This is a genomic window from Streptomyces changchenzhani, from assembly GCF_039766235.1.
Taxonomy (GTDB): Bacteria; Actinomycetota; Actinomycetes; order Streptomycetales; family Streptomycetaceae; genus Streptomyces.
Map to the genome: position 1 here is coordinate 66,033 of NZ_JBDHNH010000009.1, position 11,698 is coordinate 77,730.

Annotated in this window: 11 protein-coding genes and 5 pseudogenes; 3 read left to right on the top strand and 13 right to left on the bottom strand. The window is 68.6% G+C overall.

The features are described 5' to 3' along the window. Positions 1-11: 11 nt before the first annotated feature. The 6 genes and pseudogenes from ABCR94_RS26600 to ABCR94_RS26625 all read right to left on the bottom strand — a co-directional run bounded on the left by ABCR94_RS26600 (position 12) and on the right by ABCR94_RS26625 (position 3,002). Complete coding sequence (locus ABCR94_RS26600) at positions 12-227, bottom strand: alpha/beta fold hydrolase (RefSeq protein WP_347122569.1); 216 nt, start codon at positions 225-227, stop codon at positions 12-14. After that, the gene (locus tag ABCR94_RS26605) at positions 224-667 is read right to left on the bottom strand and encodes a type II 3-dehydroquinate dehydratase (RefSeq protein ID WP_347122570.1); all 444 of its coding nucleotides are present in this window, start codon (positions 665-667) and stop codon (positions 224-226) included. The genes ABCR94_RS26600 and ABCR94_RS26605 overlap by 4 nt, the downstream gene beginning before the upstream one ends. Before the next feature lie 190 nt (positions 668-857). After that, a pseudogene (locus ABCR94_RS26610) lies at positions 858-1,079 on the bottom strand (cation:proton antiporter domain-containing protein); the annotation flags it as partial. A 76-nt stretch (positions 1,080-1,155) separates the two neighbouring features. Beyond that, positions 1,156-1,800: pseudogene (locus tag ABCR94_RS26615) on the bottom strand (cation:proton antiporter); the annotation flags it as partial. Further along, positions 1,797-2,030, bottom strand: a complete 234-nt coding sequence (locus ABCR94_RS26620; RefSeq protein WP_347122571.1) for a hypothetical protein — start codon at positions 2,028-2,030, stop codon at positions 1,797-1,799. The gene ABCR94_RS26620 and the pseudogene ABCR94_RS26615, both read right to left, overlap by 4 nt. Positions 2,031-2,246: 216 nt before the next feature. Next, entirely contained in the window at positions 2,247-3,002 is a 756-nt protein-coding gene (locus ABCR94_RS26625) for a thioesterase II family protein (RefSeq protein WP_347122572.1), read from the bottom strand. 192 nt (positions 3,003-3,194) lie between these two features. Here ABCR94_RS26625 and mhpA point away from each other — a divergent pair, with 192 nt between their 5' ends. Further along, the gene (gene mhpA, locus ABCR94_RS26630; protein WP_347122573.1) at positions 3,195-4,850 is read left to right on the top strand and encodes a bifunctional 3-(3-hydroxy-phenyl)propionate/3-hydroxycinnamic acid hydroxylase MhpA; all 1,656 of its coding nucleotides are present in this window, start codon (positions 3,195-3,197) and stop codon (positions 4,848-4,850) included. 351 nt (positions 4,851-5,201) lie between these two features. Here mhpA and ABCR94_RS26635 read toward each other — a convergent pair. Both ABCR94_RS26635 and ABCR94_RS26640 read right to left on the bottom strand, forming a co-directional pair. Beyond that, positions 5,202-5,760 (bottom strand): annotated as a pseudogene (locus tag ABCR94_RS26635) (ISAzo13 family transposase); the annotation flags it as partial. Positions 5,761-5,815: 55 nt separating this feature from the next. Continuing rightward, positions 5,816-5,999 (bottom strand): annotated as a pseudogene (locus tag ABCR94_RS26640) (IS701 family transposase); the annotation flags it as partial. A gap of 165 nt (positions 6,000-6,164) precedes the next feature. On the opposite strand from ABCR94_RS26640, the gene ABCR94_RS26645 reads away from it, so the two are divergent. Both ABCR94_RS26645 and ABCR94_RS26650 read left to right on the top strand, forming a co-directional pair. Continuing rightward, the gene (locus ABCR94_RS26645; protein WP_347122574.1) at positions 6,165-6,569 is read left to right on the top strand and encodes a type II toxin-antitoxin system PemK/MazF family toxin; all 405 of its coding nucleotides are present in this window, start codon (positions 6,165-6,167) and stop codon (positions 6,567-6,569) included. Between the two features lie 45 nt (positions 6,570-6,614). Next, positions 6,615-6,848, top strand: a pseudogene (locus ABCR94_RS26650) (hypothetical protein); the annotation flags it as partial. A 48-nt stretch (positions 6,849-6,896) separates the two neighbouring features. Here ABCR94_RS26650 and ABCR94_RS26655 read toward each other — a convergent pair. The 5 genes from ABCR94_RS26655 to rifK form a co-directional block, all read right to left on the bottom strand. Next, positions 6,897-7,415: a MarR family winged helix-turn-helix transcriptional regulator gene (locus ABCR94_RS26655; protein ID WP_347122575.1), complete on the bottom strand. Its 519-nt coding sequence runs from the start codon at positions 7,413-7,415 to the stop codon at positions 6,897-6,899. 167 nt (positions 7,416-7,582) lie between these two features. Next, positions 7,583-8,512 carry an ROK family protein gene (locus ABCR94_RS26660; protein ID WP_347122576.1) on the bottom strand — a complete coding sequence of 310 codons (930 nt, stop codon included), beginning with the start codon at positions 8,510-8,512 and terminating at the stop codon, positions 7,583-7,585. A gap of 6 nt (positions 8,513-8,518) precedes the next feature. Then, the gene (locus ABCR94_RS26665; protein WP_347122577.1) at positions 8,519-9,217 is read right to left on the bottom strand and encodes an HAD-IA family hydrolase; all 699 of its coding nucleotides are present in this window, start codon (positions 9,215-9,217) and stop codon (positions 8,519-8,521) included. Beyond that, entirely contained in the window at positions 9,214-10,314 is a 1,101-nt protein-coding gene (locus ABCR94_RS26670) for a Gfo/Idh/MocA family protein (protein WP_347122578.1), read from the bottom strand. The genes ABCR94_RS26665 and ABCR94_RS26670 overlap by 4 nt, the downstream gene beginning before the upstream one ends. Then, positions 10,311-11,471 carry a 3-amino-5-hydroxybenzoate synthase gene (gene rifK / locus ABCR94_RS26675; RefSeq protein WP_347122579.1) on the bottom strand — a complete coding sequence of 387 codons (1,161 nt, stop codon included), beginning with the start codon at positions 11,469-11,471 and terminating at the stop codon, positions 10,311-10,313. Before rifK ends, ABCR94_RS26670 begins: the two co-directional genes overlap by 4 nt. Positions 11,472-11,698 lie beyond the last annotated feature (227 nt).

The window sequence follows — 11,698 nt, forward strand, 5'->3', positions numbered from 1 at the left end:
TCTGCTGCCGTCTAAGGGCGTCGAGGGGCGGCGCGCTCATCGCGGGCTCCCAGGTATCCGGAGTGCCGCGCGTCGTCGACGACCTCGAACGTGGCGCCGGGGATCGTGTAGGCGAGCTCGCGGCCGTATACGGGCGGGGCGACCAGGTCTTGAGCGAAAGAGACCACGCGGCACGGCACAGCGATGTCCGCGCTGGCGGCGCGCCGGTCCGGCGTCGGCTTGGTCATCGGACCGCGCCGGTTACGTGCAGTAGGGCTCGGGCCGCCAGGCGGTAGCCGAACGCGCCGAGGCCTACCACGACGCCGGAGGCCAACGGGGCGATGATCGATTCATGCCGGAACTGCTCCCGCGCCCACACGTTGCTAAGGTGTACCTCGATCCACGGGTGCTCGTAGCTCGCGAGTGCGTCCCGCAGGCTCCAGCCGGCGATCATCAGGGCGCCAGGGTTGACCACGGCGCCGACGCTGTCGGGCCCGTGCTCGTGGACAGCGCTCACCAGATCGCCCTCCGACTCCCGCTGGAGGGATAGGACCTTCCAGCCCTGCCCGCTCACCTCGTTGGCGACCGCCTGCTCGATGTCGGCCAGGGTGTCGGTGCCGTAGATCTCGGGCTCGCGGCGGCCCAGGATGCCGAGGTTGGGACCGTTCAGTAGGAGCATCGTGCTCATGTGTCACCTCGCCGTTCAAAGGTCCGAACCGCATCCGGTCCGTGTCCGGGGCCCCATCGGGGGCGGCTGTCAGGGTGTCCATTCCGAGCATGGTCCCGGCGGTCTCCTCGACGTGGGCCATCGCGTACCGCAGGATGGGCGGCGCCATCAGGGACGTCACGATGGCAACCAGAACGACGATCGTGTACGTCTCGGTGTTCAGGACGCCGAGACGAAGGCCTGTCATGGCCACGATCACCTCGATGACACCCTGCGAGTTCATGCCGGCGCCGAGGGCCAGCGCCTTCCACCGGTTGAGCCTGCTGAGCCGGGCGCCGATGAACGCGCCGCCGAACTTCCCGGCGACGGCCACAGCCAGCACCGCGGCGGCCGCGCCCAGGACGGTCGGCCGGGCCAGAGCGGTGAGGTCCATGCGCAGGCCGGCGGTGGCTGAAGAAGATCGGTGCAAGGACGGCGAGGACCATGGTCCGCAGAGGTTCCAGCTTCGCCGGGTCCACCACGCCGCTGGTGGCGATCACCACGCCGCAGACGAAGGCGCCAAAGATGGCTTCAAGTCCCATCGCCTGGGTGGCCGCCGAGCTGAACAGAACCAGGGCGACGGCTGCGGCGACCGTGGGAATGGCGCTCTCGGAGCGGTCGGCCCACCGCAGTACGGTCCGTACCAGCGGGCGGCCGATCACCGCCGCGAAGAGCACCACGCCCACCGGGTAGAGGATGGAGGTGGCGATGACACCGGCGGTCAGCCCGACGGTGGCCGTCGCTGAGACGACGGACAGCAGAAACCAGCCCGCCACGTCGTCCACCACCCCGGCCGAGAGGATCAGTTGCCCGATGTCGCGGTGCAGCAGTTTCATGTCGAGCAAGGTCTTGGCGATCACCGGAAGGGCGCTCACACACATCGCCACGCCAAGGAACAGCGCGAAGACGGACGCATCGGCGCTAGCGGGCACGAACGTCCTCGGCAGCAGGAAGCCGGTGGCGATGCCGAGGCCCAAGGGCAGGAGCTGGCCTGCGACGCTGACTTTGGCTGCGGTGAGGCCGCGCCGACGGGCCAGGGCGAAGTTCATCTCGGCTCCGGTGACGCCAACCAGCAGCAGCACGCCCAGTTGGCCGACCGCATCCAGCAGGTTCATCTGCGCTGCCTGTTGGGGCAGCAGCCAGCCGGAGAAGTTGGGCAGTAGCGGCTGCAGGAGGATGGGCCGACGAGGACGCCCGCAAGTAGTTCGCCGGTGACCGCGGGCAGACTGAAGCGCATCGCCAGCCGGCCGAGGACGAGGGCCAGCAGTAGGAGGAACGCGACTTGGAGCAAGAACACCAGCAGGGCGTGGTGTCCGATGGTCGGCGCGGGGGCGGCGAGGGGCATCTCGGCTTCTCTCCCGATTAAGGGTCGGGTTGGTCTGCAGGCCCGGGGGCCTCTCTTGTGACCTCCGGGCGAGAAGGAGCGGCGCGGTGTTCGGTGCGTGCTTTCGCCGTGCGCTGCCGAGGTCTCGGAGCGGTGCGTTCGGTGAGTTGGGGGTTCCTCGCGTGCACTTGAGGCAGCGGGGAAGCGTGTCAGGTGCCGCGACGTCGCGGAGGTCTTTCAGCACGGCCCCAGCCGCCGGGCCACCAGGCCGATGACCTCGGCTACCCGGTCTACGAGGAAGAAGTGGCCGCCCCGGAAGACCTCCGCTTCACTCGCCCCGGTGGTGTGCTCGGCCCATGCCTCGGCCTCATCAAGGGAGACCCGGGGGTCGCTGTCTCCGGTGAGCACGGTCACCGGGCAGTCGAGGCGTCGGCCGGGCTCGTGCCGGTACCGTTCAATGGCGGTGTAGTCGCTGCGGATGGCAGGCAGGATCATCGCCAGCACCTCCGGGTCGCCGAGCAGCATCTCGCTGGTTCCTCTGAGCTCCCTGAGCTCGGCCACGAATTCAGCGTCGCTCGCCGTATGCACCCGCTCGTCGCGATAGCGGGACGGCGCCCGCCGACCTGACGCGAACAGCCGTACCGGCGCAGGCAGCCCGGCGTCCTGCATGCGCAGCGCCACCTCGTACGCGAGGACAGCGCCCATGCTGTGGCCGAACAGGGCCAGTGGCTTGTCGTCCAGGTGCCGCAGCGCGGCGAAGATCTGGTCCGCGAACTCGGGGATGTTGTCGATCCTCGGTTCGTGGAGCCGGGTCTGCCGACCTGGGTACTGGAGGGCCAACACCTCCACCGATGGGTGCAGCGCCTTGGACACCGGGAAGAAGAAGCTTGCAGAGCCGCCCGCGTACGGAAGGCACGCAAGCCGCACATTGCTCTGCGGCGCGGGGTGCGAGACACTCACCCATTTCTCGAACTGCGCCGTTGCTTGATGCATGCCGGACGAGCTCCTCGTGGTTGGTGAGGGGATATCGGAAGTCTAGGTTCGTGCAGGTGGAACCGCGTATCCCCAGATCTGATAGTCCCAAGCCCTCGAGCGGCCCGAACGCCGGTACGGATTGTTAGTCTTGCGCCGTTCCGATTTCGGCAGTTGTGCCTGCGCCAGCCACCCTGCGACGAGGGGTTTTTCGTGCCCGAGACGTCACCGCACAAGCAGCCCGCCAGCGCGAGCCCCGAGACAGATGTGGACGTGATTGTCGTCGGCAATGGCCCAGTCGGGGCCACTCTCGGGATCCTGCTGGCACAGCGCGGCCGACAGACCATCGTCCTGGAACGGCGCCGACGCCCCTACACCCTGCCCAGGGCGACCAGCTTCGACGGCGAGACGGCACGGCTGCTCGCCGGCTGCGGGACGGGCTCGAGCCTCGGCCGGATCACTGAGCCCGCCACCGGTTACCAGTGGCATTCCGCCGACGGTGAGGTCCTCCTCGACATCGTCTTTCGCACAGAAGGCCCGTACGGGTGGCCTGACGCCAGTACCATGCACCAGCCCGCCCTCGAGGAACTGCTAGCCTCGCGGGCAGCCGGGCTGCCCGGAGTGACTGTGGTACAGGGCCGCCAGGTGGTGGGAATCGAGGAGCAAGACGACCGGGTCGTGGTGACGGCCGAGGACGAGGACGGCGCAGCCCAGACGTACACCGCGAGGTGGGTGGTGGGCTGTGACGGTGCCAACAGCTTCGTCCGGGACCATCTGGATGTGCCGGTCACCGATCTCGGCTTTTCCTACGAGTGGCTGCTGTGCGATGTGCAGCTGCACGAGTCGGGCGAGTTCGTCCCCACCAACGTCCAGATCTGTGACCCTGCCAGGCCTACCACCCTGGTCGGCAGCGGTCCGGGGCATCGGCGCTGGGAGTTCATGCGGCTGCCCGGCGAGCGTGCCGCGGACCTGAACCGGGAGGAAACTGCCTGGCGGCTTCTCGCTCCCTACGGGGTGACCCCCGACACGGCGACGCTGCTGCGCAGCACCACGTACATCTTCCAGTCCCGCTGGGCCGAGCAGTGGCGGGTCGGTCGGGTACTGCTGGCCGGGGACGCGGCCCATCTGATGCCGCCGTTCGCCGGGCAGGGCATGTGCTCGGGCATCCGCGACGTCGTCAACCTGGTGTGGAAGCTGGACCTGGTAATGGGCGGCCTCGCCCCGGAGTCGCTTCTCGACACCTACACAGAGGAACGCCGCGCGCAGGTACACAAGTCGATTCTGTCCTCGGTCCAGCTGGGCCGGGTGATCTGCGTGACGGACCCCGTGGCTGCGGCCGAGCGCGATTCCACGATCCTGGCGGGCCGCCGCGGCCGCGGTCCGGCGGTCCCGGACCCGGCGTTGCCCCTCACAGAGGGGCTCCTTCACCGGAGAGTGGACGGGTCGCCCATATCCCCGGCGGGCGAGGTGGTCCCCCAGTGCCAGATACGCGGCCTTAGAGGCACTGGCCTTTTCGACGATGTGGTCGGCCGCGGCTTCGTTCTGATGCTGGCAGAGGGCGCGGACGCCGACCTCAACGCGGAGCAGTCGGCATTCCTCACGGATCTGGGCACGCACGTGGTGACGCTGCTCCCCGAGGACGGGACGCCGCAGAACATGTCGGTGGCCGACGTGGGCGGCGTCTACCGCACTTTCCTGGCTCGCCACGGGGCCGACGCGGTATTGATCCGTCCGGACTACCACGTGTATGGGGTGGCCTCAGGCCTGGGGGCAGCGGCGGCGCTGGTGGACGACCTGCGGGTCCGCCTGGCACTCCAGTCGCGTGTCTCCGTTTGTGCTGGTCAGCGCCTGGGTTTCGAGTCTATTTGACTGACGCACCATCAGGGGGGTAGTGGTTCGTGACTCACCCGATCGAGGTGCGTTGAGCCGGTCATGGAGTCGGATGCCGAAGGGCGCGCATCCTTTCGAGGGGCAGCTGAGCTGGGAAGACGCTGATTGACGTGTGAGCGGTGCCGTCGTACTCCCACCGTGGCCGAAGCTGCGGAGTTGGCAGGCCGGCTGGAGATGGCCCGGGCGGATCTGTCGCCGGTTGGAGACCACGCGGGAGACCGTCGCGCAAGTGCTCGCGGAGTTGTCGGCCGCCCAGGCAGCGCCGGGAGCAGAGGCGCGTGACGCGCCGGACCCCAAGGCGCCGGCGCCTCACGGCATCGGAGTGATGGCGGTCCAGTAGCGAGGGTTGTTCGAGCCGGCGGCGTCCGCGGTGATCAGTAGCCGGTCCGCGCCGGAGTGGTCCACTCTCCCGCGGCGGCGCCACCAGCGGCGGATGGATTCGGTGGCAAACTCGGCGGTGTCATGGCCGGTCCCGACGTTGACCCAGCCGGTGTAGCTGGCCAGGTCGTACACCCCATAGGGAAGGGCCGCCGGTTGGTCGTCATCGAAGAGGTGGGAGTGGGTGGGAGTGACAGTCCACCTTGATCGGGTCCTTGCCGGGGCGCCAGACACGGCCGGGCTGGTCGCGGTTGCCGATCCACTCCTTGGCCTTGGTGTCGACGCTGATCACCGGCTGACCGTCGTCAAGGAAGGCGGTGGCGGTGGCGTTTATGTGGGCGAACTGGGCATCGCGGTCCGGATGGCGTACGCCTTGAGTGGTTTTGGCCGTGCCCTGCAGGCTATATCCCATCGCGTGCAGCAGACGTCCGACGGTCGTGGCGCCGACGAGGTGCCCCTGCGCGGACAGGGCCCGGGCCAAGCTTCGCAGCGACAGTGTGGTCCAGAGGAGCGTCTCACTGACGACCATCTCGCAGGTCAACTCTGACAGTTATTCACGGACAAGCCCCCGCAGTGCCGGTGTACTGGCGCCGCACGCCCCGTGCCGGCGCCCTTCCTCACGTCGCCGGTCTCGTCGACATCCAGAACCCATCAGTTGTTGCGCGGCACGTCCGACAGCAAGCCGAGTACCAACTGCCGGACGCGACGCCGGGGTTCGACCCGCGTGAACCGGCCTGCGATCCGGCTCATCAGGCCCTCAAACGCCTCCTGCCAGCGGGCAGGGGTACACTGTGACCTGCCGCCACCGCGTGATCGTTTGTCTTCACACACCGATGATCAACGGCGGCCGCACCCGTCTCCACAGCGTGTCAGGGTCGTGCGGCGACCGTCTGCCGTCCTGTGTCAGGAGGACATGTGCAACGTGGCGAAGTCTGGTGGGTCGAGTTCGACGAGCGGCGGCTGGTCGTACTGCTGTCGGGAGACGACGCGTCCGGAATCCGGGTGATGCAGATCGTCGCTCCGGCGGGCGTCGACATGAGCGGCCTGGGCGTCGAAGTGGCAGTAGGCGCCATGGAAGGACTGCCCTTTGAAGGCGTGCTGCGGTTCGCGTTCCCGCGTCCGGGCTTTACTCCCTGCACGTGGCTGACCACCGTGTCCCGGGACGACCTGATCGAGCGGGCAGGCGCCCTGCCCCCCGCGAAGCTCAGCGAGATTGAGGACGCCCTCCGCCTCGGTGGACAGACGAAGGAGCGGACCCCGGCCACGACCGCGAAGCTCAGCGAGATAAGGGACGCCCTCCGTCTCGGTGGATTCGAGTAGGCGGAGAAGGAACGGACGTTCCTGATGGCGTGGCCGGTCTCATCCAGAGGAAGCCCTAGTGGCTGTGCCCGCCAGGACTGGGACAAGGTCGCCAAGGATCTCAAGCCCGTCTACACCGCTCCCAGCGAGGCCGCCGGGTTGAAGTGCGTCTACATGGCGCTGATGAGCCTGGACCCAACGGGCAGGGGCCGGCGCCGCAGGACGATGCGCCGGAAGGCACCCCTGAACGCCTTCCAGATCGCCTTCGCTGGCCGCCTGACCCCCACCGACCAGCGATAACTCAACAACCAAGAACAGCCGTCAAGTTCACACACCCGCGCAGCACTTCTAGCGTAGCCAGGGAAGGTCGGCACCCGCTTTGTCCGTCTGGAGTCCATCGGTGACGATCTGCATGATCACGCCGAGGGACTCCTGCTGCTGGGGGGTGAGCCGGTCGAACAGGGCATGCTGCACGACTGTCGCATAGCCCGGAGCGGCCCGCCTGAGGGCCTCCAGGCCCTCCTCTGTGAGCACCGTGAACGTGCCGCGCTTGCCGGAGGGAGCTTCCTCGCGCCGTACCAAGCCGTCCTTCTCCAAACGTGCGACGGCGTGCGAGAGCCGGGGCCGGGTGATCTTCGCGCGCATCGCCAGCTCCGTCATCTGCAGCCGCTGGTGAGGGGACTCTGCGAGGTTCACCAGGAGCATGTAATAGCTATGAGGCATATTCACAGTACGCTGCAGTTGGCGGCACATGTGGTCCTCGAGGAGCGTGGTCGCGTGGACATAGGAGCGCCAGATGCGTTGCTGCTCATCGGTGAGCCATCGGGGCTTTGCGGTGGATGAGTACGCCTTCCTCGCATCCTTCACTTTATGCACAGACTCCTTGAATCTTTAATGAATTCATACACCTTTCCCCCATGTCGTTTTAGCCCCCCATGCGCCTCGGCTGTCCATTGGGGCAGAGTTCAGTCGGTTCGGCTCCGTGGACGGCTGCGACGCCGCGGGCGCCTCCGCAGATTCGGGAGCAGGGCAACCTACAGCAGCGGTACGGCTCCGTCGGTGACGGCTCGGGCAAGGTGGACCGCGCCCTGGAGGGAGGAAAGGCCACCCAGGCGCGCCGGAGCGACTGGTGGGGCAGGGCGGCCTGGACGCGAGAGGGATGTCAGGTGGGTTGCTATGCGGTCGACCAGGTTGTCGATGCCTGCCGCGAATCCGCCTCCGATCACAGCGAGGCTGGGGTGGAGCAGTTCGGTGACCCCCATGATGGCAGTGGCCAGGGCCCGGCAGGTGCCGTCGATCGCGGCTGTAGCCCACGGGCGGGCGGTACGGAGTGCTTCGCGCAGCTCTTCGTAGGTGACCGGCTCGCCGTGGAGCTCGCCGGCCCGGGCAAGAGTGGCCGGCCCCGAAGCTATCGCCTGGAGGCAGCCCTGGCGGCCGCAGACACACACGGGGCCGCCCAACTCGACGACCAGATGGCCCAGTTCGAAGGAGCCGCGGCCCGGGCCGGGGCACAGGCGGCCGCCCAGGACCAGGCCGCCGCCGATGCCGGTACCGACTCCGACGTAGAGCAGATTGGCGCAGTCGGCCGCTGCGGCCTCGGCGAGGGCGGCCACGTCGCCGTCGTCCGCCCATACGACGGCCGCTCCGGGCACGAGGGCGCGTAGCGCGGGGCCCAGGGCGAGGCCGGTCCATGACGGTCGGCTGGGCCAGGAGGTGACCCGCTCGTCCGGGCCGACCGTGGCGGGGACGGCGACCCCGGCGGCCTGGAAACCATTGCCTGTGCGGGCCGCCAGGGTGGTGATGCCGTCCGACAGCAGGGCAAGGTCGCTGTCCGGTCCGTCTTCGTGGTGCGGCCAGGAGAACGTGTGCTCCTCGGTAGGGCCGTCCGCTGACTCGGCGCGCAGGGCGACCTTTGTGCCCCCTATGTCGATGCCCAGATGCCACGACGGCGGTGAGGCTGTCATTCCGTCTCAGTGGCCGGGGACGGCCGGGCAGAGGGCGAGCAGGTCGGCGGGCCGTTGCAGGACGATGTCAGGGTCGGCGGCGAGCAGTCCGATCTCGTCGTGGCAGCCCCACAGTGCGGCTGCGGCGGTGACGTCGGCGCCTTGGGCGCTGGCCAGGTCGGTGGGGGCGTCGCCGATCATGATGGCCCGGTCTGCGGGAACGTCGAGGAGTTCGAGCGCGCGTCTGACGATGTCGGGGGCGGGCTTGGGCCGGGGCACCTCGTCGGAGCCGATGACGTGGGCGAAGTACGGAAGCAGGCCGAGGACGTCGAGCAGGGACCGGGCGCGCTCGCCTGCCTTGCCGGTGGCGATGGCTAGCCGGAGGCCGCGCTCGTTCAGCATCCTCAGCACATCGACAACACCGTCGTACACCTGAACGTGGGGGGCGAGCCGGTAGCTCTCACGGACGAAGGGCTCCTCCATCTCCAGCGGAAGGCCCATGATCCGCATGATGTCGGGAAAGTAGCGGCCCTGATGGCGCTGGTACTCCTCGAAGGGCGCCTCGCCTCGGCCGACGACCTCGGCGTAGGCGAGGGAGAAGGCCTCGCCCATCACCGCGAAGCTGTCGACGACGACTCCGTCGAGATCGAAGATGACTGCTTGTCTGGAGACTGGGAAGTGCTGTTCGGAGGTCGTTGCCGCGTGGTGTTCTGACCCTGTGGTCATGCGGTCCACACCTCCTTGTGGGGGCTGAATTGGGGCGCGTGGTCCGCAGGTCGAGCGGCGCGGGCCGATGCGTAGAAGCTTTCGACCAGCTGGACGGTGTTACGGGCCTGGGCGACGGCCACGCCGCGTCGGCCTGGGTCGGCCAGGAGCCCGGCGAGGCCGTCGAGCTGGCGTCCGTACTCGGTGCCGATCGGCTCGGCGGGCAGCGGGATCTGCTGTGTGATGCCTTCCCGGGTGAGGGTCAGCACCCGTTCGGGGGCCCGGTTGGGACTGAAGCCGAAGGTGCAGTGCAGCCGTGCCGTTCCATTGCTGCCCTCGATGGTGATGACGGAGGCGTCCAGCGCCTCGTGCGAAGCCCAGCTGGCTTGTAGCGAGACCGAGATGCCGTCCTCGCGGAGCAGGAAGCCTCGGGCGGTGTCCTCGACGTTGCCGGCCGGGACGTCGGTGGGCTGGTCCTCGCGCCAGGTAGCGGACCAGGCACTGCTGCTGACGAAGTCGTCGGAGACCGAACCGATCACTTGGGTGACGGGGGCGGGGCCGAGGAGGTAGGTGAGGACATCGAGCAGGTGCCAGCCGAGGTCGACGAGTACACCGCCACCGGACTTGCTGCGCTGGGTGAACCAGCCGCCGGGCTGTGGCACGCCGCGCGCCCTGACCCAGGCCAGGGTGACATGGCGGATCCGGCCAACCTGGGGCAGCAGCCCGGCAAGCTCTTGGACATCGCTGCGGTGGGCGGCGGCGCTGCCGGCGAGCAGTATCCCGCCGTTCTGTTCGGCCGCGGTGAGGGCGTCGGCCTCGGCGGTGGTCAGGCAGACCGGCTTCTCCAGGAAGACGGAGATCCCGCGGCGGAGCAGGGCGGCCGCTACCTCGGCGTGCAGATGGTTGGGTACCGCGACGAAGGCGATGTCGACCGTGCGGGAGGCGAGGGCGTCGATGGTGGTGTGGGCGGGCAGGCCCATCGCTACGGCGGCTGCCCGGGAGGCCGGGTCGGGGTCGACGGCGGCGACCACCTCGAAGTCCTTGTGCTCGCTCAGCAGTCTGAGCCACAGCTCGCGGCCTGCCCAGCCGAGCCCGACGACGGCAGCGCGGACCTTCATCGTGCGGCCACCGCGTCGGCGATGATCTCGGCCGTGGTGTGGAGGGCTTCCTCGGAGGCGAGCAGCACCCGGTGGTGCAGCCAGATGCAGTCGGTGCTGATCGCCTCCGTGTTCGGGCAGCTTGCGGCGAGCCTGTCGACGGTGGTGTCGGGCGCGGCCGTCTCCCAGAACGCGTCGGTGCGGTAGATCGCCCGGAAGGCGGCGAAGGCAGGCAGCCCGGCCCCGACGAGCGTGTCGACGAGGGTGTTGCGGCCCTCCTCGGAGATGCCGGGGATCCGGAACATGGCCATGTAGTGAGAGTTCCGGTCGGCGCGCGCATCGCCCCCCTGGGGTACAACGCCGTCGATCTCGCCGAGCAGCCGGGACAGCAGTGTCCAGCGCTGATCGCGCAGCGTGAGCTGGGCGTCGAGGCGGCTCAGCTGGGCGCGGAGCACGGACGCAGAAAATTCGTTGAGCCGCATGTTGGTGCCGGCAGTCTGGTGCATGTAGCGGCGGTCGGTGCGCGGCCGGCCACAGCTGTGCCGCAGGAAGGCGGCCTCGTACGTCTCCTCGTCGGGGAAAAGCAGTGCACCACCCTCGCCGGAGGTCATCAGCTTGCCGTTCTGGAAGCTGAACGTGGCGACCGAACCCAACTCTCCCACCCGCTTGCCCTGCCAGCGGGCACCGTGCGCGTGGGCAGCGTCCTGCAGCAGGGGCACGCCGGTGTCCGCGGAAAGCTTGTCGAGCGCGTCCATGTCAGCGATGAGCCCCGCCATGTGCACGGGCATGATCACCCTGGTGCGAGGGGTGACAGCGGACGCCGCGGCAGCCACGTCGATGTTGTACGTGTGGAGATCGACGTCGACGGGGACGGCGACCGCGCCGAGCCGCTGAGCGGCCTGGGACGAGGAGATGAACGTGAAGGCCGGCACGATGACCTCCGTGCCCGGACCGACACCCAGACACTGCAGCGCCAGCTCCAGGGCATGGGTGCCGTTGGTGACGGCCAGAGCATGCGGGGCACCATGGAAGTCGGCGAACTCACGCTCGAAGGAGTCCACCTCCGACCCGCCCATGCGCCACCACTGACCTTGCTCCAGGGCCCGGATCAGGCCGGTGCGCTCGCCGTCGTCGTACTGCGGCCAGGAGGGAAACTCTGGTGCCGGTCGCGCGTTCATGTATCTCCAAATCTCCACTTCGGACATTTCTCGGCTGATGGCCGACGGACGGCATAAAGTGGGCGGGGCACGCGGCCGACCGCAGGTTCCACCTCGAGGATCAGACCCAAGAGTGCGACTTTCACGGTAGGCACCGCGCTCACCACCCCACATCCCCCGGTCTGGTAGCCGTCTGTCGGGGTGTGGGTCGGCTGGACGTGGGATCGTGGCGGGTGCGCGTCAGCCGG

Bases quoted from the DNA above. Each gene is read 5' to 3' on its own strand.
- ABCR94_RS26600 (WP_347122569.1), bottom strand. From the start codon at position 227: ATGACCAAGCCGACGCCGGACCGGCGCGCCGCCAGCGCGGACATCGCT.
- ABCR94_RS26605 (WP_347122570.1), bottom strand. From the start codon at position 667: ATGAGCACGATGCTCCTACTGAACGGTCCCAACCTCGGCATCCTGGGC.
- ABCR94_RS26620 (WP_347122571.1), bottom strand. From the start codon at position 2,030: ATGCCCCTCGCCGCCCCCGCGCCGACCATCGGACACCACGCCCTGCTG.
- ABCR94_RS26625 (WP_347122572.1), bottom strand. From the start codon at position 3,002: ATGCATCAAGCAACGGCGCAGTTCGAGAAATGGGTGAGTGTCTCGCAC.
- ABCR94_RS26660 (WP_347122576.1), bottom strand. From the start codon at position 8,512: ATGACAGCCTCACCGCCGTCGTGGCATCTGGGCATCGACATAGGGGGC.
- ABCR94_RS26665 (WP_347122577.1), bottom strand. From the start codon at position 9,217: ATGACCACAGGGTCAGAACACCACGCGGCAACGACCTCCGAACAGCAC.
- ABCR94_RS26670 (WP_347122578.1), bottom strand. From the start codon at position 10,314: ATGAAGGTCCGCGCTGCCGTCGTCGGGCTCGGCTGGGCAGGCCGCGAG.
- rifK (WP_347122579.1), bottom strand. From the start codon at position 11,471: ATGAACGCGCGACCGGCACCAGAGTTTCCCTCCTGGCCGCAGTACGAC.